Raw genomic sequence first — 21,587 nt, forward strand, 5'->3', positions numbered from 1 at the left:
GAATGATGGTGACCGACCCTAAATAGGTCGCCTATTGATGAGTTTAAGTTGAGTCTTTATGAACCAGACCCCTCCACATACTGCTGCGTCTCAACCAGACTCGCTAAAGAAGGCGTTTTTGTGGTTGGTGATTATTGATTATATGCTTCTGGCGCTGTTCTTAAGCCAGTTACCAACCCTCACCCTTAAAGCTGGGACGGGCATCAGTCTATTATTGGTTATTTACAACGTGTTACTCAGCTTTCTTTGCTTTCGTCGCACCCAACAAAGAGATGGCTATATCATTTACCCCACTCTCTCCGCCACTCTACTGGCGTTTATCTGCTTTTTGTATTTTTTCTTTTTGGTGTGATTCTGTTCGGTGTCACTCGCAAGCTTGCCCACCACTTGACATGGCCACTGCACAATAGTTCAACTGAGTCACTTAGTTTTAGGCTGTTTTTTTTTATTTTTTGAAGTCGGTTAAAAGCTGAAAGTTTAAAGTGTGAACCATCAACCACATCTTACTTTTTACGCTTTGTTTCAATTTTTGAACATTTATTATGTATGACAATAATACATACTAGGAATTACAAAATGAAACAAACTCTAGCCCTCACTAGTTCATTGTTGCTATCATTTTCAGCCTTCGCTGACGTGGCAAACAACGGCGTATCATACCCTGTCCCTGCCGATAACTTCGACATGCGAAACTGGAAGATCACGATTCCATCTGACATCAATGAAGACGGTCGAGTCGATGAAATTGAGGGCGTAGCGATGATGAGCTACTCTCATTCTGACTTTTTCCACCTAGATAAAGACGGTCATCTGGTATTTGAAGTTCAAAACAAAGCTATCACCACTAAAAACTCAAAGAATGCGCGTTCAGAGCTTCGCCAAATGGCACGTGGTGCAGACTTTTCAATAGGCACTCATGACAACCTTAACAACTGGGCGCTTTCAAGCCACCCTGATGCAAAAACGTTCAGCGCTGTTGGCGGTAAATTAGAAGCCACCCTAAAAGTTAACCATGTTTCTTTACACGCAAAGTACCCAGAAAAATACCCAGCGCACTCGGTAGTTGTAGGACAAATTCACGCGGATAAAGATAACGCACAGATCAAAGCCAAAACGGGTTATGGTCACGGCAACGAGCCAATTAAAATCTTCTACAAAAAATTCCCTGGCCATGAGATGGGGTCAGTATTCTGGAACTATGAGCGCAATCTAGCGAAAAACGATCCAGATCGCGCAGACATTGCCTACCCAGTTTGGGGTAACACGTGGGAAAACCCGGCTGAACCAGGAGCAGCAGGCATCGCACTCGGTGAAGAGTTCAGCTATAGCATCGAAGTTAAGGGCACAATGATGCACTTGATTTTTGAAACGGCTAAACACGACACCGTTAAATACGACATCGATTTGAGCCAAGGTATCGACGATAAAGACTACCCAACTGGCTACGCAAAAGATTCATTCTATTTTAAAGCTGGCGCTTATGGTCAGTGTAGCGTGCAAGAATCTCACCCAGTATGGGGCCCAGGCTGTGAAGGTACTGGTGACTTTGCAACAGATAAAAAGAATGGCGACTACAACAGTGTGACGTTCACTGCACTGAAGCTAAACGGTAAGTAACTGCCAATCATTCATACCAATACTTGCCCTTCATTGCCAACGCGATGAAGGGCATCGTTCGATAAATAAAATCTTCTTAAAAGAAGGCCACGCCTGATTAAACAACTTCAGCCACCGGCATGCTGGTCAAGCTGTCGCGATAGCACCGATTACTTAAGCAGGGCTACAACCGTATGACGTCGTACATTCGCTTGGGCATTGAGCGCTCGAAATGTGCTGGTGAAATCATTCGATTGCTGGCTAAATTGCGCCAATGAGCCGTTCACCTGAGTGGCTGAAGGAAGGTTCGACTGGCTTTGAAGTTGCGACATTTGCGAGTTGAGTTGAGATTGGAAGTGTTTACTTTCTTGTAGGCTTGATTGCGCCTGTTGTAAGTGTTGATTGACCGTCGCGATCGACTGTTTAATTCCCTCACGAGACCCTAAGTCAAAACGCAATTCAGCAATGCCATCCGGTTCTGCTTTTACGGTAAACGTATTGGCTTGACCTGCAGGAAAGCGATGCCCTTGTCCGGTCACCTTTACTTGCTGCTGCATCGCGATATAGGCCGATTCTTGCGCTTGAAATACGATATTACCATCCTGAGAAAGACTGGCTCGCATCCCCATTGGAATCAGGCTTCTATCTAGCTTTTTGACGGTGCTGTCATGATTGGACTGCGTATCCATCTGACCGTCGAACTGCATAATAACCGTGCCATGCCCGGGGAAATCAAGGCGAACTTGCTCGCTGCGCTCACTCATTCTACCGATATTTAAGCCCGGAATAGAGAAATGGCGCACATCCGCGCTGTTGAGTTTCAGCTTGAGTTCATTATCCACAACGCGTTTATCATCAAATCGTGCATTATCCAGTGTCGATTCAATGCCTTGCTTGGAACGTGACAAAGAAGCCGTCATGGCATCCGACACACCGTGCGTTAATGCTTGAGTCAGTGTGCGTTTCACTTGAGTCAACTCACGCCCTACGGTTTGCAGCGTTTTACTTGCAATCTGCACTGACGTTGCCTGTTGCTGACCTTGTGTGAGCAAAATACCAGAGAGCGAATAGGACGTAGGCGCCATATTCGCTTGAGGGGTAAGGTAACGCTTAGACAGGGAAGTGCTTGGTTCCGAGGCTTGGGATGGCGCAATATTAGTGGTTTCCTGCCCGCTTAATTTAATACTATGCGGTCTTACTTCCACGGTACTTACTGCCATATTTTGTTCCCTAATTGACTCTTCACTGGTTAAATTCGATCAAACAATGACAAGTCATTGATTTTCACATAGCTGGCCTGCGTGGCTTGCAGTGCCGCCATATAATTACTTAAGCGTACCGAGGCTTCTCCGTAATCCAGAGCAGAAATGTCGCTGGTGACTTTATCAACAAAGAGTTGATTTTCACTGTGTGCACCATCGAGTAAATCGAGATTATTATGACGACCACCAATTTCGGTCATCGCCCCAAGTACGTTACCCAAGGTATCATCGATCGCCGCAATGCTGGCATCAACTTCGGGTCTAAAATTTGGACTCGGGTTCTTAAATTCAACAATAAGTGCGTCAATTTGATTCAGAACATTAGCGCCTCCGCCAAGATCGAGAATGTCTTTTGCCGTCATGTTGGACGTCATGGTCACACCCTTAGCAACGGTCACAACCCGCTTATCGCTATTGCCATCAATGGTATAACTTGCACCTGAATTCGACAGCGCAGCGGCATCGGTTTTGGTCCCAGAGAACAAAAAGTGCCCTTCTTCATCTTGAGCATTGAACGAAGAGACGACAGAGTCTCGTAAGCTTTCCAGCTCGGTGATCATGCCGGCACGGTCTTCATCAGTTAACGTACCATTGGAACCCCAAAGCACGAGTTCCCTCATGCTTTGTAAGCTTTCCGTTGCCGAATCAAGCTGAATCTCCTGACTCGATAAGGTGGTTTTTACGTTGGCGATATTGCGATGATATTGATTAATGGCGCTGCCTTCTCGCTCTAAGTTGAGCAATTTAATCGACGCCATGGGATCATCCGATAACTTGGTTAGCCTATCGCCCGTTGCCATTTGTTGCATCACCTTACCTAAACCTGCATTGTTTAACTGCAAACTTTGCAACATCATTTGGCTAAATTGAGTATCACTGATTCTCATCATTGCTCCTTAAAACAGTTGCAGAACGGAATCAAACAATTGATTCGCAGTGCTGATCACTTTCATATTGGCATTATGAGCATTGGCAAACGTCATCAAGTTTGCCGCTTCTTCATCGCTGCTCACCGCGCTCACATTGTCGCGCGCAGCAACGGCTTGTTCGTTCATCGCGTTTTTTGCCTGATAATCAGACTCGGCTTGGCGAGCTTTAATTGCCGTTTCACCGATCATGGCCGTAAAGGCATCGTTGAGTGATAGTGACCCAAATCCTGATACCGCTACTGGCTTATTACTGATGGCAATAAGGTCGGTTAAGTTATCACTGTTCCCCGGATTGCCATCGCCCGATAAGGCCAATTCATCGGATTTGATATCACTGATAGAAAGGCTGGCCGCAGGGTTGGCTGGGTCATAGGTAAATAAAGGCTTGCCCGCATTGCCATTAAGATCTAACCCCGCTGACAACGTCGTATTAAATTCATCGGCGAGATGCATCGCCATGTCATTCAAAGCGTCTTGATTTGGCTTAAGTACCTCGACTTGGTATTCATGCAGCGCACCTAATTTACCGCCAATATCGCCATTGGTGGCAAAGGTTTGCTGACCAAACTCTATATGCAGCTGAGCTAAATACGGGTCACTGGCATTTGGAATCGCAGTAATTGAACCAGCATCACCACCCAAAACTAGAGGCTGCCCAGAGGCGAGTGATACCTGCACACTGCCATCGGGTTGATTGGTGGTTTTCACTGCCATCACTTCCGACAACGAACCGATGAGGTTATCGCGAGTATCCATGAGTTGCGCCGGATTGCCGCCAGTCCCGTTGGTTTCAACGATCTGTTTATTCACTTCAGCGATATTCGCCATGAGGCTGTTGGCATGAGAGATCGCAGCGTTTCTCTGCTCGTGCGTATCTTTATGTTGATTGTGCAAGGACTCTGTCAGGGTATTAAAACGACGAGCCAGAGCTTCAGATTCGTTAATAATTTGCTGTCTGAGCGGTGTCGACTCTGGTTTTGATGTCGCATCATTCAGCGAGGCAAACAGAGAGTCCAACCCTTGGTTCAAACTAAAGCCATCAGCCCCGAGCATGCTTTCGAGCTGACTCATGCTACTCATGTAGCTGGCGGAATAATTGGCCGCGCTGCTGGTCGACCATGTTTGAGACACTAAATACTGGTCGGTAACACGGCGAATACTGGTGACCTCGACACCCATACCTGCGCTGGTCGCGTTGTACTTGCCCCCAGCGACGGACGCCATCATTGCCTGCTGACGGCTGTAGCCTGGGGTATTAATATTGGCCACATTTTGCGCCGTCACATCCAGCGCAACGCGGTTGGCGTTCATGCCAGATAACGCAATATTGACGAGATTCATAATAGCTCACGCTCCGTTGTTCTCATAAGAGGCTGGGAGAATGCCATCGTGGTGGCAGACTCTTGCGGGGATTGCAAAGTAAAGGCGACCTTGGGCGGTGCAGCATTAATCTCAGGGGAAGCTTTGTTGCCCGCTATTGGCATAGCTTGTGAGCTTGCTTCCAGATCATTGGCAGACGCCATTGCCAATGCGCTATTGGTATCAAACTGCACTTCTGCATGAGAGGGACTCAATTGCTTAACCAGCATATCGGCAATACCGGAATGCTGCTTTCGGGCGAGTTCAATAGACAACTGGCCATCGTGCATATCTCGAAATACCCCTTGTTGCTGCGATGAAAATGGGCTGTCTTCATCGGCAAGCACATCACTGCTGCTGCGCATTTGTCGCAACACCATTTGCAAAAACATCGCCTCAAACTGCCCGGCAACCTCTTTGAGTGCCGTTTGAGAATCCGCACTGTGCTTGATGTTCGCTAACGCCGCATTGTCGTGATACAGCACTTGTGTCTTCATCGCCGAATTCGTCGTATCTATCTTCATACTGCTCTCCTAAATCACGACAAGTTCTGCGTTAAGCGCACCCGCTTCATGCAGCGCCTGTAAAATAGACATCAAATCCGTTGGGGTAGCACCTAAACTGTTCACAGCATTCACAATGGTATTGAGCTCAGTACCTGCTGGCCAAATCACCATTTGAGCTTGGTCTTCACTAATATCGATTTTTGACTGGTCAACAACGACAGTATCGCCATCGGCAAAAGCGTTAGGCTGGCTCACTCGTTGTGATTCTGAGATGGTCACCGTCAGATTACCGTGGCTTACCGCCGCTTCACTGACTTTGACATTTTTACCAATCACCACGGTGCCAGATCGAGAGTTGAAGACGATACGAGCAGGTTTACGCCCTTCCACAACGCTCATTTCTTCCAGCATTGACATCATGGTGACTCGTTGCTGAGTATCTTGAGGCGCGCGCATATCGACTCGTGCTTTATTGACGGCAATGGCGACATCGGGTCCAAACGTTGCGTTAATTTCGCGGGCAATGTTTTTCGCGGTGGTAAAACTGGCTTTGCGCAGATGTAAGGTCACTTCATCGCGACTATTAAAGTCCGACGGAATCTCACGTTCTAATATGGCACCATTTGGGATGCGTCCCGAGGTTGGCGTATTCACCGCGATTTTCGAGCCACTTCGTCCCTCGGCCGACACCCCACCAATGACTAAATTCCCTTGACCTACCGCGTAGACTTCCCCATCCACACCTCGCAGTGGCGTGAGCAAGAGCGTACCTCCTCGCAAACTTTTCGCATCACCAATAGAGGACACGACAATGTCTAAGGCTTGTCCTGGCCCCGCCATTGGATCGACCATTGCCGTCACACTGACCGACGCCACATTCCGCAGTTTTGGATTATCGGCATCATCAATTTGCACCCCGAATTGGCGCAACATATTCATGATTGACTGGGCGGTAAATTTCACTTGGTTACGGTCACCCTGACCATCCAATCCCACCACTAAACCATACCCAACCAACTGGTTGTTTCGGATGCCCTGAACATCCACCAAGTCCATGATTGGAATCGGCGTTTCTGCTTTTGTTGTTGTCACCATGCCAAGCGTCAGCACCAAAAACAGCGTGGTGCATATTATTTGTTGTCGGTTCATTAAAAAGGTATCCATGGGCTGGTAAAGAACTGCGTTAACCACCCGGCTGAGTTGCTGTCAGCCAATGCGCCACGTCCTGAGTAGGTGATACGGGCATCACCAATACGATGGGAAAATACTTGGTTGTAACGATCGACATCATCAATACGTACGATCCCTGTCACGCGAATAAATTCATCCCCTTGATTGAGGCGAATCCATTTTTCTCCACTGACTCGTAATACGCCATTAGGTAGCACTTCATGCACGGTAACGGTAATCGCCCCTTCCAAACTGTTGCCCTGAGAGCTGGCAGCGGAGCCATCGAAATTACGGTCGCCATTGATACCGACGGCGGTTTCATCGATTGTTTTTCCGCCAATGGTAGCAGCACCAAAATTCACACTCGAAGACTTGCCAAATTTAGTATCGGCTTTTTTGCTAGATTGCGTTTCTTCCGCCAGCAATATCGTCAGCATGTCACCAACACGGTACGCTCGGCGGTCTTGAAACAAGGTTAAGTTGTAGCGGTGGCGATACAGGCTGCCACCAGCGGCTTCGGGCAAATCGTAGTTAAGCTCTGGCGGAGCGTATTTTTGCTCGTCGGGCTCTGGCGGCACAAACTCTTGACGGACAGAACATCCGGTTACGCCGAGCAATAGCATTGCCGTGATCAATATTGAACGCCATGTCATGTCAAAAATCCTTACGCGAGTCGCGACTACTTAAACAGATTGAGCGACAAACTTGAGCATGTCATCTGCGGCTGACACCACTTTGGCATTCATCTCATAGGCACGCTGAGTGGTGATCATATCGACCATTTCTTCCACCACCTGCACGTTAGACCCTTCAAGCGCTCCCTGCTTAATGCTGCCTGCACCATCTTCACCAGGAATAAGTTCTTCTGCCTGACCACTGGCTTCTGTTTCTTTAAACAAGTTACCACCCATCGCTTCCAAGCCCGCGGGGTTAATGAATTTTGCTAACGAAATCTGCCCCAGATCTTGCGGCACAGTGCTATCTGCGGTGGTGGCAGTAACAGTACCGTCCACGCCCACCGACAAACTCAGCGCATTATCCGGCAGCTGGACTTGTGGCTCTAATGGCAAGCCCTGACTGTTTACCATCAAGCCTTCTGAGTTGACATGAAACTGGCCGTTGCGGGTATACATGATCTGACCATCTGAGTTTTCTATCTGGAAAAAACCCTGCCCCATGACCGCTAGATCCAGCTCTTGTCCGGTATTTTGCGCACTACCTTGCGTAAACACTTTTTGCGTTCCCACCACGCGTACACCACTACCTAACTGAACCCCGGTTGGCAGTTGATTGACTTGATCCACTTGTGCGCCTGGTTGACGCTGAATGCTATAAAACAGATCTTCAAAGACCACGCGATCACGCTTAAAACCTACGGTATTAACGTTCGCTAGGTTATTCGAGATGGCCGTCATCTTCGTATCTTGCGCGGCCATACCCGTCTTACTGATCCATAGTGCTGAATGCATTGTGTTGCTCCTTTACTGTGCGCGTTAACGCGCACTCATCAATTTATTGCCTGCTTGCGCCAGCGTTTCTGCGGTTTTCATCATGCGAACTTGCATTTCAAAGTTACGCGTCAGTGACATCACGCTGAGCAACTCATCTATGGCTGAAACGTTACTCGCTTCAACGTGCTCAGGGGCCAGGTTCACCGTGGCATCAGCGGCAAACGGTGCACCAGTATTACTGTGAAGTAGGCTATCGCTTTCTTTCTGCAGCTGAGTCGGTTCAGGTTTAACCAATTTCAGCTCCCCCACTTCCACTTCGGCATTGCCACCGGGAGGGATAATCGACACGCGGCCTCGTTCGCTGATTTCGACTTTTTGGTAATCTGGTAAAACCATAGGACCGTTATTGCCTACCACCGCGAAACCGTTAATGCTCATCGCACCCAACTCATCAACTTTAATGTTGCCTGCGCGGGTATAGGCTTCATCGCCTGCTGGGGTTTGTACCGTTAGAAAGCCATCCCCCATCACAGCCACATCCAATGCCCGACCGGTTTTCACCACATCGCCAGCATCAAAACGCGTCGCCGCGGAGTTGGTGACGACCATCGTGCGACCGTCAAAACCAGAGCCTTGCAACGGCACACTTTGTACCCGCTCCATATCGGCGCGAAAGCCGGTGGTATCGGCATTCGATAAGTTATTTGAACGAACGTGCTGGGCTTTTAATACCCGGCTGGCGCCTGTGGTGGCGGTAAACAATAAGCTGTCCATGCTCGATTCCTTATACTGCGTTGAACAGGGCTTGAGTCAGCTTGTCCGAGGTCGAAATAGTCTTGGCATTCGCTTGATAGTTGCGCTGCGCGGTCATCAAGTTCACCAATTCTGAGGTCAAATCCACATTCGAGCCTTCCAGTGCGCCCGGCGTTAAGTCACCCAACACGCCTGTCCCCGGTGTCCCCATCACAGGTGCGCCAGAACCATAACTTTGCGTCCATGCCGTACCATTGGTTTTCGCTAGACCTTGTGGGTTAGCGAAATTGGCGAGCACCACCTGACCTTGCAGCTGAGATTGACCATTGGTGTAAGTCGCAAAAACCATACCGTTGTCTTCTACGCGCACACCCGCTAATTCACCGGAGGTATAACCATTAGGACTATTGGTGCTCACGCCAAACGCCGCGCCAAACTGGGTACTGCCCGCTAAGCTGATGTCCACACTCATACTGTTGGCGCCCGCTGCCGGGAAAGCCACATTAAAACTGCCGGTTGGTGAGGCTAATGTGCCATCCGGATTGAACGTCACGCTTTGCGTCGTCGCAGGGTTCGTTGCCGAACCATCCACCTCTACATTCACTTGCCATGTGTTGTCCGCCGTTTTGGTAAAGTACTGCGTCACAGTATGAGAATTACCCAACGAATCATGAACTTTGGTCGTGTAAGAAGAGTTAAAAGAATTCGGATCCGTGGCATCAAATGGATTCACCGCTTGGTCAATCACACCTGAGCTAGCATCAAAGTTGGCGACAAAATCTAATTTATCTGTGGCTTGCGCTGCTAATGATGACGTACTGATTTTGACATCGCCAACGGAGCCTGTGAGTAGGTTATTATTGCCATCTACGCTATAGCCTTGCAGCTTGGCGCCAGTATTGCCGACAACGTAATTGTCTTTGTCGGTACCAAACACACCCGCGCGGGTATACAGCATCTGACCCATATGGTCTTTGGTGACAAAGAAACCATTACCGTTAATCGCTAAATCCATTGAGCGACCCGTACCTGATACCGAACCATTTTTATCAAAGTTTTGCGAAATGGCGGCGACTTCCACACCTCCTGCCTGCATACCGTTGTACACCGCTGAAAATTCTGTTCTTGCTTCTTTAAAACCATACGTCGACGCGTTAGCAATGTTATGACTGATGGTATTAAGTTGTGAGTTGGTGGCGTCCAAGCCACTGAGTGCGATATCAAAGCTCATGATGTCCTCTTCTTTGTCTTTTTAGTTGGTGCTCAATTAATGGTTATATTCAATTACAAGTTGCACTTAGCATTTAACACATAGCTAGGCGCTAGGCACCGAACTGACTGATTTGATAGAAAGGTACGCTGCCGACACCGGTAATATTGACGAGTGCGGCACCACCGGTACTTGGAATTCGAACTTGCTCAACTTCACCAGCAAGCAATAGATTCGGTGCCGCTTGGCCTTCTTGTACTTCCACCGATACGCGATAATTTCCGGGCTTCAATCCATGCTTTTCAGGATCGAGAGAAAAATCAACATCACCGGCGGCGTGAGCACCTAATGGCACCTTTGTTTTTTGACCGAATTCATCTTCCACCACCAATGTCACTTGATTCGACGGGTGAGCGAGCTCGATCTTGCCACTCTGCACCCCTTCACCCATTTCAAATTCATCACTGTTGACGTACACGGTTTGCCCCACGAGTCCTGCGGTTGATAACACTTGCATGTTGTCGAGCAATACCATGCTGTTTTGCATTAACGTCGACATGTTTTCGGTACTTTGTACTTGAGAAAACTGAGCCAATTGACTGACATATTCCGTTCCATCAAGGGGATTCAGTGGGTCTTGATTTTGAATCTGCGCCACCATTAAACTGATGAATTCATTTTGTAATGAACTGGCGCTGTTCATATCTTGCGGATTCGCCGAGATCCCTGCATTGCTTTGGGTTGCCAGCGGCGCATCGGCGTCTAACGCCGTAAATTGTGCAATACTCATTAACGTCCCTCTCCTAGGCGAAGTAGCCCTTGCTGCATGCTTTTGACATTCGCCAACACTTCCACATTGCTTTCAAAGCTGCGCGTTGCCGACATCATGTCGGCCATTTCCGTCACCACATCCACTCCAGGGTAGTAGACATAGCCTTCCTGATTGGCGAGCGGGTTATTGGGTTCAAATCGCTGCTCGGCTTGAGCCTGACTTTGTACAACATCGACAATACGGACTTCAGCGTTGGGGTATACCGCTTGGTCGGCAGACAGCTGTGATTGGTTATATACCGTAGCAAACACGGGCTTTAATGCCTTGTAGGCGTCATCCGGGTTGGCAGAGACGGCATCCGCATTGGCTAAGTTACTGGCGACCGTGTTAAGGCGCACCGTTTGCGCCGTCATCGCAGACCCTGCGATTGAATAGATATCAGTAAATGACATAATTAACGTCCTTCAATTGCTTTCGCCAGCCCACTTAGCTTCATATTGAGAAACGTCAGGCTAGTTTGAAAATCCATGTTGTTTTGCGCGAACTTGGCTTGCTCGACACCTAGCTCAACGGTATTACCGTCTTTGCTGTTCTGGTAAGGCATGGCATATTTCGCTTCTGCCATCATTTGGGGAACTTGCGGTTGCACACCATTAGGCGTCATTTTCCCCATCACAGTCTTAAAGCTAAGATCTCTTGCGAGGTATCCAGGGGTATCGACATTTGCTAAGTTACTTGCCAAGACCTTGGTACGTTGCACTCTAAAATCGAGCGCGTTAGGGTGGACACCTAGTGCATTTTCAAAGCTGATTGCCATCGCATATTCCTTTTCCATTCGCCAAGTACAGCGAATAGATTACAATATACGTGCCATAAATATTTTCATTTAAAAACAACAACATAAAAAAGCAAAGGGAAGTCATCCTTCCGTTTGTCGGAAGCAGTAGTCATGATAGGGAAGCGAGTAGGAAGTGCTATTTGGATGATATTTTCTAGCGCCGTGATGTCACAACAAGTGACGACAATGAGCGCCGACGATATTCGCCAAACCGTAGAGCAATCCGTCAAATCTGAGCTTAACTTGCTGGCAAAGCAGCAAAAATGGGGCGCGTTTGACATCGCTCTCGTGACCTTCGTTCCAGAGTCAGTAAAACACTTACCGCGCTGCCAACAACCACTCATGATTAACGGACGCGATAACCAGTCCATGCCCATTGGTCATCTAAAACGCAGTGTCATTTGCCAAGATGGCGTGAATGAATGGCGCATTAACACCACGGTGCGATCGACATTAACGTTGCCTGTCGTTGTCGCGGCGAAAGCCTTATCTCGCGACAGTGAAATTACCCTAGCGGACATCAAACTTGAGCGACGTGAGTTAACTCGAGACACCCCCTTTATTGCCACCCTAGAACGGGCCACTGGCCAACAAGTCAATCGTCGACTTCGAACCGGTCAAATGGTGAATTCACGTTATGTCAGCGCCCCTCCTTTAGTGCAAAAAGGCAATGAAGTGCTCATCATCGCCAGCAGCGGAAAATTCAGCGCCCAAACACGCGGTGTGGCAATGGAGACGGGGGGAAAAGGTGAGCAAATTGACGTACAAAATAGTCGTTCAAAAAAAGTTATTCGCGCCGTTGTGACGGGTTCAAACCAAGTGCATACTCAATTTTAGATTCCCCCCAAAAAAACTCTATGACTTTTCTCTCTGGCGCGATAGGACAGAAAAAATTCTGGACTCAAGGTAACAGTTTTTAACTCTAAGTATCGTCAATCTCATCGATTCTACGGTACAAAAAATAACGCAAACCATTTAATGCCAGCCTCAGGCCTGTCGCTCTATATGGTTGAAGACACGCGACAGGAGAATAATGATGAAGATAGATAAAGTAGCGGGCGGGCATGTCCCACAAACGCTTCTGAAGCAAGACAGTAAGCCAGCAACCGCTGCTCCGGCCCGACAAGCTAACGATGCCGCGACATTTAACGCCAATACTGCCGCTTTAGATAAAGCGCAGGCTGAACTATCCACATTGCCGAATGTCGATATGGCGAAAGTTGAGCAAGTGCGAAATGCCCTTGCCAATGGGGAGCTTGGATTGGATGTTAAAGCGCTATCGCAAGCGGTGATGCGTTTTCACACCGGACATGAATAAGCCTGTCAAAGCATAAAACTATCGATAGGATACGACCGACATCTATCGTCGGTGTCAGCAAAAGGATGACGTTATGACCGTCACAAAAAGTGAATTGGTGCAAAACTTTGTGGTTTCGATCACTGAGGATATTAAGCTCTATCAAAAGTTACTTGCGTTACTGCAGCACCAGAAAGCCCTGTATCTGAAACTCGATAGTGACGCGCTCAATCGCAATATTCAGCAACAACTTCCTGTACTCAAGAAACTGAGCTACGGCGCTAAATCACGAACCTTATGCCTGCAGCAATTACAACTGCCAAGCTCAGAGGTTGGCGTGAAAACACTGACTAAAGCCTTACCGATAAAATTGCAGACACACGTTGCAAAGCAGTGGTCGGTACTTGAAGCACTCATTAAGCAGTGTCAGCGCTACAATCAAGAGAACGGTCAAAGCTCGGCGGCGTTTCATGAGCTTCTGGGTCAACTGATGGGCAAACCCGCTATCACGTATGAAGAGAAAGTAGTGTGTGAGGAGTATGCGCGCTAGGCGAAGATTGACCTTTGTTATCTTTAGCCTTTGGGGTGCGGTGTTGCATTCAAGTTGGGCAGTTTCCTCGTCCCATTCAATAATATCACCCCAACTCATCGCCCCGCATATTGAAAAGCTACAGCCATACCAAGCACCTATCCTCGCCAAGCTCGATACTTATAACCCGCTGATACAACAGCTGTTCAAACAGTTAGCTGATTACTCGCTGCCAAACAATCTCATACTCCTGCCCATGTTAGAGTCATCCTACAATCCTAACGCCGTGTCCGCCGCCAATGCCGCGGGGCTATGGCAACTCATTCCCGCCACCGCCACCCGATTTGGGCTCATCGTCAATGCCCAAAAAGATGAACGCTTCGACATTGATGCCAGCAGTACCGCCGCGCTTAAGTACCTCAATTTTCTTTATCAAAAGTTTGATGGTGATATCAACCTAACGCTCGCCGCCTACAATGCAGGAGAAGGACGCGTGCAACGCGCGATTAATCGTTCAGGCAGCCGTGACTTCAACCGCCTGTCTTTGCCAGCGGAAACTCGCCAATATGTCCTTCGCTATCACGCCCTACTCACGTTAGTAGATATGGCGCGTTTCACTGTTCAAAATCGCACAACGCTGTTTTTATTTAGTCAACACCATCACAAACCTACCGCCTTAATTGACCTAACGCCCCTCCCGACATTGATTTCATTGTGACCCCCTTCAAGATCCACAAACTCTTGCTTTTCAGAACGCTATTCACTGGTAAGATGCTGGCACTTTATTTACTCAATCGCGTACCACACCCTCATGCTAAACGAACGAAAAGCTTTATTCTTTGCTCTGTCTGCTGTGCTCCTTTGGTCGACAGTTGCCACCGCATTTAAACTGACACTGGCCGAGTTCACTCCGGCCCAAATGGTCTTTGTTGCCTCACTAGTTTCAGCGATTGCACTCGTGGTGGTGTGTGGTGTACAGGGCTCGATAAAACAAATCAAAACTACCTTCCTATCCAACCCGTGGTATTACGTCTTACTCGGCATTATCAATCCGTTCGCCTACTATCTGATTTTATTTAAGGCCTACGAACTGCTGCCAGCGTCACAAGCTCAGCCCATCAATTACAGTTGGGCGATCACGCTGACTTTAATGGCTGCCGTATTCTTAAAACAAAAAATCCGTGGTCAAGATTGGATTGCCTGCTTGCTTGGCTATTTTGGTGTGGTTGTCATTGCGACAAAAGGCGACGTACTGGGGCTGCAATTTGATAGCCCTCTAGGTGTGGGGCTGGCGCTCATTTCGACGTTGCTATGGGCCAGTTATTGGATCCTAAATGCAAAAAATACTGCCGACCCTGTGGTTGGGGTGTTGCTTGGCTTTTTGGTGGCGCTGCCTTTAGCCTTTGGTGTCGCCATGTATGAAGGCGCATCTTGGGGTGGCATTAGCGCGCAAGGCTGGCTGGCGGTCACTTATGTTGGTCTTTTTGAGATGGGCATTACCTTTGTACTGTGGCTAAGCGCACTGAAATTGACACAAAACACCGCTCGTATTAGTAACCTTATCTTCGCCTCGCCGTTTATTTCATTGCTGCTTCTGGCCTATGTCATTGGCGAGGACATTCACCCGTCGACCTTGGTGGGTTTAGTCTTGATAGTGATTGGGCTGGTCATCCAACAAATTAAACGTCGCTCACCCGCTGACGCTTAAGGGGGCGAGAAGGGCAAGCGCAACTTGCCCTTTGTGTCTGCAGCTCAGCTCGGCGATAAGGTGACCATGACGAGGTTTACGATATTTAAGGACAACGACGATGGGTGATAAACAACACGACGCTAATAGTAATAATAGTAATACCGTTATCGCCGTACGCTTGACCAAGGGACAAGATCTAAAGCGTGAAATTCAAGCGCTGGTAAGCCAGCACCAGATTCAAGCCGGCAGTATTGCGTCTTGTGTCGGCTGTTTAGACAGCATTCATATTCGGCTTGCGGGAGCAACCAAGTCACTGTCGATGCAGCAACCGTTTGAGATTGTGTCTCTCATGGGCACACTGTCCCCTAACCATCAACACATTCATATTTCTGTCGCTGACTCACAGGGACGAGTGATGGGTGGGCATTTACAAGAAGGAAGCCTTGTTGATACCACGGCTGAACTCATCATCCATCAATATCCTCAAGTTAGTTTTACTCGAGAGCACGATCCTCAGACCGGATACACTGAGCTAGTGGTTACTCGCACCTAAGCTATTAGGCGCATCTAAACGATTACCCTCACCCAAGCTATCCCACGCTTTAAAAGCCATGTATCTACGTCGTTTTTTTTCCACTTTTTTATCTCTAACCACGCCGTAAAAAACCAATCCATAGCAACAAACCTGGTGCAATCCTCTAAATACCATCCACTAATCAGCAGCTAGCACTAATTGTTCAATTTAAAACCAGCGCCATTCGTTGCATCTCACTGTAAAACCTGTAGAAAAACAACGGTGGCAAAATAATTTTAGCGTGATGTGTACACATTTTTGAACGCGCTTTGCTGTGCCCCTTTATGGATAATAATGATAAGGAATTTACTCTATGGAGAATACCCTCTCTTCACCTGAGCCGAGACGCTCTGGTTTCGCCCAATTGGTCCGCTCACTTGGTCCTGGCATCATGATGGCGGCCGCTGCCGTTGGGGGATCGCATCTTGTTGCCTCAACTAAAGCTGGGGCAATTTATGGCTGGCAACTTGCCGCTCTCATCTTGCTGGTTAACCTTCTCAAATACCCTTTTTTCCGAGCGAGCATTCAGTACACCATGGGCACGGGTGGCAGTTTAATCCAAGGCTATGCCACGTTAGGTCGTGGCTACTTATGGGTATTTACCATACTCAGTGTCATTTCTGGCGTCGTGAATACCGCCGCACTGTTGTTATTTAGTGCCAGTCTACTGGGTTATTTTTTACCTTTTGACCTGCCAATCGTCGCCCTGTCTGGCATTGTGCTTGCGACCTGTTTAGCGATTTTATTTGCGGGTCATTATCGTGCACTCGACACGCTATCTAAAGTCATCATGGCCGTCTTGACGATTGCCACCGTGACGGCAGTTTGTATCGCCGCTTCCAATGGCAGCGTCGCGCCAGCGGATTATCAAGCGCCTTCACCTTGGACGATTGCCTCGATTGGCTTTATCGTGGTGACCATGGGCTGGATGCCAGCTCCCATTGAAATTTCAAGCCTGACGTCAATGTGGCTAAAAAGCCAGTGTAAAAAGCAAACCGTCACACCAGAGTCCGCGTTGTTTGATTTTAATGTCGGTTACATTGCTACTGCAGCGCTCGCCATCGTCTTCCTTGCACTCGGCGCACTAGTGATTAATGGTTCTGGTACGGCGTTATCCGCATCCGGCGTTGGCTTCTCTCATCAGCTTGTGGGCATGTATGCTTCTACCATTGGCGAATGGTCACGCTACTTAATTGCCGTCATTGCTTTCTTTTGTATTTTTGGCAGTACCATTACGGTCATTGATGGGTATTCACGAGCGATTGCGGAATCTCAACGTTTGCTACAAAAGCAGCAAGAAGACAATCCTAAGCACTTTCAAGCGTGGGTCGTTGTGGTCGCCACCGCGGCGATTGCTATTATTGCCTTCTTTGCGTCGGCACTGATGCCTTTACTCAATTTCGCCATGATTCTTGCGTTTATAACGACGCCAATTTTTGCTCTGTTGAACTACATCCTAGTCTCACGAGCCACCCTTCCCGCCTCTTTACAGCAGGGCCCTAAACTTAAAGCACTGTCTTGGGTAGGCCTAATTTACCTCTTTGGTTTCTTGGTTATTTTCATCTGGTGGAAGTGGTTGATGTAACGTGGTTAATGTAGCTTAATCCGCCGATTTCATCAGCGACCTCAACAATGTTGAGGTCGCTTTTTTATGCCCACGCTTTGCCAAGAGCAATATCTTACTCTTATTGCTGAGCATGTTCGATCTGCTGACATTGAGAGCGTCGTTAAGCAAACTGGGCGAGTATCGGCTCATAATCAAAGAAATTACCTTCAGATTCTTCCGTCACGCTAACGCAAACAAAGTGATGTTCTTCACGCTTTCTTCACTCTCAATTCTGAACTACGAATTTTTCCTAGTCATTCTAAGACCCTCTCTCATGCGGTCGCTTTTTAGACTCCCTATTATTTCCCCGTCAAAAAAACAAAACGTGCATGGTCGGAAAGTTACCGTGCAGACCTCATAAACGATAAGAGAGTTTACAATGTTAAAGTTCCTAGATCAGGTGAGAAAGCCGACGCTAGATCTTCCAGTCGAAACTAGAAGAAAAATGTGGTTTAAGCCTTTCCTACAATCTTACCTCGTCGTCTTCATTGGTTATTTAACCATGTACTTAATCCGTAAAAATTTCAATGTTGCACAAAACGACATGATTTCAACTTACGGATTATCAATGACTGATCTAGGTCTTATTGGTCTTGGATTTTCAATTACTTATGGCATTGGTAAAACGGTCGTTTCCTATTATGCCGATGGTAAAAATACCAAACAATTTCTACCATTCATGCTAATCCTATCTGGCCTTGCCATGTTGGGCTTCAGCTTCAGTATGGGCGGCGGCAGCGCGAGCCTATTCATGATGGTGGCATTCTACGCCTTAAGTGGTTTCTTCCAAAGTACCGGCGGGCCTTCCAGTTATTCAACCATCACTAAATGGACACCTCGCAATAAGCGTGGGTCGTATTTAGGCCTATGGAACATGTCACACAACGTTGGTGGTGCTGGTGCTGCTGGTGTCGCTTTGTTTGGTGCCAACTATTTATTTGACGGTAACGTAATCGGTATGTTTGTTTTCCCATCTATCATTGCGATTGTTGTGGGCTTTATTGGTATGCGCTTTGGTAATGACTCTCCAGAGGCGTACGGTTTAGGTAAAGTAGAAGAGCTTTTTGATGAAGAAGTCAGCGAAGAAGATACGATTGCTGAAGAAAATCAAATGACCAAAAAAGAGATCTTTATTGAATATGTCCTTAAAAACAAAGTCATCTGGTTACTCTGCTTCGCGAATATCTTTTTATACATTGTTCGAATTGGTATCGACCAATGGTCGACTGTTTACGCGTATCAAGAGTTAGGTTTATCAAAAGAAACGGCTATTTCAGGCTTTACTTTGTTTGAAGTCGGCGCTCTGGTTGGCACACTAATGTGGGGCTATCTATCTGATCTTGCCAACGGGCGTCGTGCTTTAGTGGCTTGCGTATCACTTGGTTTAATTATTGTTTCTCTTGAGTTTTACCAGAACGCAACCAGTGAGTTCATGTATCTTGCCTCTTTGTTTGTACTTGGCTTCTTGGTCTTTGGGCCTCAACTCTTAATCGGGGTTGCTGCGGTTGGTTTTGTGCCTAAAAAAGCCATCAGTGTCGCGGATGGTGTTAAAGGTACTTTTGCCTACCTAATTGGTGATAGTTTTGCCAAACTTGGCCTCGGTATGATCGCTGACGGAACGCCAATTTTCGGTTTAACTGGCTGGAAAGGGACATTCGCCGCCCTCGATACTTCCGCCGCCATTTGTATTGTTTTACTGCTATTCGTTGCCGTTGCCGAAGAGAAAAAGATTCGTCACGCAAAAAAAATGCACTTAGCGGCTCAAAAGGCATAGCGAGTCTCACATGCATAATCTCGCGTGCTTTATTCGATTAAAGCACGCGAGATCATACCAATCGATAGTACGATTCAGTATCATCTCAGACATTCAAATTAATTATCTATCGCTCCTACCGGGGCACTTTCTTTTCCACTCTTGGCTTTGGTTAATATCATGATTAATGTTGCTCTTGTTGACGATCACGTCATTGTTCGATCTGGCTTTGCTCAGTTACTCAGCCTTGAAACGGATATTACAGTGGTAGGTGAATTCAACTCTGCGGCAGAGGCGCGTCTCGGGCTACCAAGTTGCCATCCCGATGTCGTTATCCTGGATATTTCAATGCAAGAGGAAAGTGGCCTGAGTTTATTGGCAGAAATTCCATCGGGCATTGCCAGTGTCATGTTAAGCGTACATGACTCACCGGCGATGGTGGAAAAATCATTAGAGTTGGGTGCCAAAGGTTATCTCAGCAAGCGTTGTAGCCCAGATGAGTTAATTCAAGCCGTACACACAAGTGCAAATGGCGGTTGTTATCTCACACCAGATATCGCACTAAAGCTCGCGACACCGAAAAAAAATAAAACATCATTAAACCAGCTAACGCGCCGAGAAAACGAAGTGTGTCAGTTGTTGGCGACGGGGCTAGATGTCAAATCTATTGCCGTTGAACTAGGGCTTAGCCACAAAACGGTCCATGTGCACCGTGCCAATGCGATGGACAAGCTTAATGTTAAAAACAACGTTGAGTTAGCGAAACTATTCACTCAAGAACCGTACTAATGCGATCCTACCTAGCCACTTCCCTATGTGGCGTTTTTATGGCGGGTTGTGCATGGTTCTGTTTATGGGTGATTGCCTTCTATTTTATTAATGACCCTGAACTCGCCATTCTATTGTTCCCCTTTTCATTGCGACTGGGTATGACGCTGCACACTCGCACACAATATTGGCCGGCTATTTATGTGGCAGAATGGGGGCTCGCCATCGCTTTGGCTTTGCTACTTAATGAGCCACAATGGTTAACAGTATTAATCGCCAGTGGATTAAGTATTCCCACCACTTTACTTGCCAAGCGTTATTACTATGGCGACCAAAATCGTCACCTGTTGGTGATGGCGAGCTTAATTATGGTCACAGCATTGATTAACGTTGCCGTGGTGAGAGCCCATGTTCCTGCTGTTTACATGGTGTGGTTGGTCAGTATCACGGGGGGACTTATGCTCGTGCCTATGTGTTACTTAGTGTGGAATTATCTATTTCAAAACAAGTGGGCACCGCTCAGTTCTCACTTAATCAATCATGTTATTGAATTCAAAATACGTCACATCGCGTTATACAGCATGTTACTGGTGGCCAGTATTTTGATTCAAACCAGCTTGCCTGATGAGCTAAGACGGTTTGCGCCATTTTGTATGGCGATCCCAATAATCTTATTGGCCGTTCGTTATGGTTGGCAAGGTGCCTTGCTTGCGACACTGCTCAATAGTGTCGCGTTAATTGCCGCCCATAGCGGAACATCCAAACTCGAAATCACCGATTTACTCTTGTCTCTTTCGGCCCAAACCATCACTGGTATATTGCTTGGTCTTGCCGTTCAGAAACAAAAAGACCTGAACTCAAAATTACGAAGTGAGCTTTCACGAAATAAGAATCTATCCCGGCAGTTAGTGGCGGCGGAAGAATCTGTTCGCCGTGATATTGCTCGTGAATTACATGATGAAATAGGCCAAAACATCACAGCAATTCGTACGCAGGCAAACATTATTAAACGTGTAGATGCCGCAGAAATGAGTGTTCGTTGTGCGGACATGATTGAATCATTGTCTTTGAATATCTATGACACGACCAAACGCCTACTAACAAAACTCAGACCCAAGATGTTAGACGATCTTGATCTAAAAGACTCGGTTGAGCAGCTCATACGAGAAATGGAATTTTCGAACCATGGCATTGATATACGGTTAAATTGGCAAGGTGACTACACCTGCTTGAGTGACACACTCAAGGTAACGCTATTTCGACTGTGCCAAGAATCATTAAACAACGCCTATAAATATGCGCAAGCCAGCGACATCAGAATTGACCTAACGCTAAGTGAGCAGGTGGACCTGAGAATCTCAGATAATGGCATAGGCTTTACCGCGCAAGATATTCTGAAAGGAATGGGCGTTCGTGGGATGCAAGAGCGTGTTCAAGCGCTCGGAGGAAACATGATAATCAACGCTAATGATTGCGCTACTGGCACGAATATCAGCATTACATTACCTAAAGTGTGAGAGCAAC

At 47.4% G+C, this 21,587-nt stretch carries 24 protein-coding genes; 12 read left to right on the forward strand and 12 right to left on the reverse strand.

What is annotated here, in order from left to right; genetic code table 11:
* The first annotated feature begins 58 nt into the window (after window positions 1-58).
* Together M9196_RS17535 and M9196_RS17540 are read left to right on the forward strand one after the other, a co-directional pair.
* Window positions 59-352: a hypothetical protein gene (locus tag M9196_RS17535; protein ID WP_250618814.1), complete on the forward strand. Its 294-nt coding sequence runs from the start codon at window positions 59-61 to the stop codon at window positions 350-352.
* Window positions 353-576: 224 nt separating this feature from the next.
* Window positions 577-1,617 carry a polysaccharide lyase family 7 protein gene (locus M9196_RS17540; protein ID WP_250618815.1) on the forward strand — a complete coding sequence of 347 codons (1,041 nt, stop codon included), beginning with the start codon at window positions 577-579 and terminating at the stop codon, window positions 1,615-1,617.
* A gap of 149 nt (window positions 1,618-1,766) precedes the next feature.
* On the opposite strand, the gene M9196_RS17545 is transcribed toward M9196_RS17540, so the two are convergent.
* The 12 genes from M9196_RS17545 to flgB all read right to left on the reverse strand — a co-directional run bounded on the left by M9196_RS17545 (window position 1,767) and on the right by flgB (window position 11,825).
* A complete protein-coding gene (locus M9196_RS17545; RefSeq protein ID WP_250618816.1) occupies window positions 1,767-2,816 on the reverse strand; it encodes a flagellin in 1,050 nt (349 codons plus the stop codon).
* Between the two features lie 29 nt (window positions 2,817-2,845).
* The gene (gene flgL / locus M9196_RS17550; protein WP_250618817.1) at window positions 2,846-3,745 is read right to left on the reverse strand and encodes a flagellar hook-associated protein FlgL; all 900 of its coding nucleotides are present in this window, start codon (window positions 3,743-3,745) and stop codon (window positions 2,846-2,848) included.
* Between the two features lie 9 nt (window positions 3,746-3,754).
* Window positions 3,755-5,128, reverse strand: a complete 1,374-nt coding sequence (flgK, locus tag M9196_RS17555; RefSeq protein WP_250618818.1) for a flagellar hook-associated protein FlgK — start codon at window positions 5,126-5,128, stop codon at window positions 3,755-3,757.
* A complete protein-coding gene (locus M9196_RS17560; protein ID WP_250618819.1) occupies window positions 5,125-5,670 on the reverse strand; it encodes a rod-binding protein in 546 nt (181 codons plus the stop codon). Before M9196_RS17560 ends, flgK begins: the two co-directional genes overlap by 4 nt.
* A 9-nt stretch (window positions 5,671-5,679) precedes the next feature.
* The gene (locus tag M9196_RS17565; protein ID WP_284677216.1) at window positions 5,680-6,801 is read right to left on the reverse strand and encodes a flagellar basal body P-ring protein FlgI; all 1,122 of its coding nucleotides are present in this window, start codon (window positions 6,799-6,801) and stop codon (window positions 5,680-5,682) included.
* Window positions 6,801-7,475: a flagellar basal body L-ring protein FlgH gene (gene flgH / locus M9196_RS17570; protein WP_250618820.1), complete on the reverse strand. Its 675-nt coding sequence runs from the start codon at window positions 7,473-7,475 to the stop codon at window positions 6,801-6,803. The genes M9196_RS17565 and flgH overlap by 1 nt, the downstream gene beginning before the upstream one ends.
* Before the next feature lie 30 nt (window positions 7,476-7,505).
* Window positions 7,506-8,291, reverse strand: a complete 786-nt coding sequence (gene flgG, locus M9196_RS17575; RefSeq protein WP_250618821.1) for a flagellar basal-body rod protein FlgG — start codon at window positions 8,289-8,291, stop codon at window positions 7,506-7,508.
* A 24-nt stretch (window positions 8,292-8,315) separates the two neighbouring features.
* A complete protein-coding gene (locus M9196_RS17580; protein WP_250618822.1) occupies window positions 8,316-9,047 on the reverse strand; it encodes a flagellar basal body rod protein FlgF in 732 nt (243 codons plus the stop codon).
* 10 nt (window positions 9,048-9,057) lie between these two features.
* Window positions 9,058-10,257, reverse strand: coding sequence for a flagellar hook protein FlgE (gene flgE / locus M9196_RS17585; RefSeq protein ID WP_250618823.1), 1,200 nt, complete (start codon window positions 10,255-10,257; stop codon window positions 9,058-9,060).
* A gap of 91 nt (window positions 10,258-10,348) precedes the next feature.
* A complete protein-coding gene (gene flgD / locus M9196_RS17590) occupies window positions 10,349-11,026 on the reverse strand; it encodes a flagellar hook assembly protein FlgD (RefSeq protein WP_250618824.1) in 678 nt (225 codons plus the stop codon).
* On the reverse strand, window positions 11,026-11,460 hold the full coding sequence (gene flgC, locus M9196_RS17595; protein WP_250618825.1) for a flagellar basal body rod protein FlgC: 435 nt from the start codon (window positions 11,458-11,460) through the stop codon (window positions 11,026-11,028). Before flgC ends, flgD begins: the two co-directional genes overlap by 1 nt.
* 2 nt (window positions 11,461-11,462) lie before the next feature.
* Entirely contained in the window at window positions 11,463-11,825 is a 363-nt protein-coding gene (gene flgB / locus M9196_RS17600; protein WP_250618826.1) for a flagellar basal body rod protein FlgB, read from the reverse strand.
* Between the two features lie 132 nt (window positions 11,826-11,957).
* Between flgB and flgA the strand changes: the two genes are divergently transcribed.
* The 10 genes from flgA to uhpB all read left to right on the forward strand — a co-directional run bounded on the left by flgA (window position 11,958) and on the right by uhpB (window position 21,580).
* On the forward strand, window positions 11,958-12,683 hold the full coding sequence (flgA, locus tag M9196_RS17605) for a flagellar basal body P-ring formation chaperone FlgA (RefSeq protein WP_250618827.1): 726 nt from the start codon (window positions 11,958-11,960) through the stop codon (window positions 12,681-12,683).
* A 199-nt stretch (window positions 12,684-12,882) separates the two neighbouring features.
* Window positions 12,883-13,164 (forward strand): flagellar biosynthesis anti-sigma factor FlgM, encoded by a 282-nt coding sequence (flgM, locus tag M9196_RS17610; protein ID WP_250618882.1) that lies wholly within the window; start codon window positions 12,883-12,885, stop codon window positions 13,162-13,164.
* Between the two features lie 73 nt (window positions 13,165-13,237).
* Window positions 13,238-13,693 (forward strand): flagellar export chaperone FlgN, encoded by a 456-nt coding sequence (gene flgN, locus M9196_RS17615; RefSeq protein WP_250618828.1) that lies wholly within the window; start codon window positions 13,238-13,240, stop codon window positions 13,691-13,693.
* Between the two features lie 7 nt (window positions 13,694-13,700).
* On the forward strand, window positions 13,701-14,390 hold the full coding sequence (locus M9196_RS17620; protein WP_284677217.1) for a lytic transglycosylase domain-containing protein: 690 nt from the start codon (window positions 13,701-13,703) through the stop codon (window positions 14,388-14,390).
* Window positions 14,391-14,483: 93 nt separating this feature from the next.
* Window positions 14,484-15,380 carry a DMT family transporter gene (locus M9196_RS17625; RefSeq protein WP_250618829.1) on the forward strand — a complete coding sequence of 299 codons (897 nt, stop codon included), beginning with the start codon at window positions 14,484-14,486 and terminating at the stop codon, window positions 15,378-15,380.
* 100 nt (window positions 15,381-15,480) lie between these two features.
* Window positions 15,481-15,915 carry a PPC domain-containing DNA-binding protein gene (locus M9196_RS17630; protein ID WP_250618830.1) on the forward strand — a complete coding sequence of 145 codons (435 nt, stop codon included), beginning with the start codon at window positions 15,481-15,483 and terminating at the stop codon, window positions 15,913-15,915.
* Window positions 15,916-16,249: 334 nt separating this feature from the next.
* Entirely contained in the window at window positions 16,250-17,521 is a 1,272-nt protein-coding gene (locus tag M9196_RS17635; RefSeq protein ID WP_250618831.1) for an NRAMP family divalent metal transporter, read from the forward strand.
* A 400-nt stretch (window positions 17,522-17,921) separates the two neighbouring features.
* Window positions 17,922-19,316 (forward strand): hexose-6-phosphate:phosphate antiporter, encoded by a 1,395-nt coding sequence (gene uhpT, locus M9196_RS17640; RefSeq protein WP_250618832.1) that lies wholly within the window; start codon window positions 17,922-17,924, stop codon window positions 19,314-19,316.
* A gap of 159 nt (window positions 19,317-19,475) precedes the next feature.
* The gene (gene uhpA, locus M9196_RS17645) at window positions 19,476-20,084 is read left to right on the forward strand and encodes a transcriptional regulator UhpA (protein ID WP_250618833.1); all 609 of its coding nucleotides are present in this window, start codon (window positions 19,476-19,478) and stop codon (window positions 20,082-20,084) included.
* Window positions 20,084-21,580, forward strand: a complete 1,497-nt coding sequence (uhpB, locus tag M9196_RS17650; RefSeq protein ID WP_284677218.1) for a signal transduction histidine-protein kinase/phosphatase UhpB — start codon at window positions 20,084-20,086, stop codon at window positions 21,578-21,580. Before uhpA ends, uhpB begins: the two co-directional genes overlap by 1 nt.
* Window positions 21,581-21,587: the final 7 nt, after the last annotated feature.

Origin of the sequence: Vibrio methylphosphonaticus (assembly GCF_023634655.1) — a bacterium.
GTDB lineage: Bacteria > Pseudomonadota > Gammaproteobacteria > Enterobacterales > Vibrionaceae > Vibrio > Vibrio methylphosphonaticus.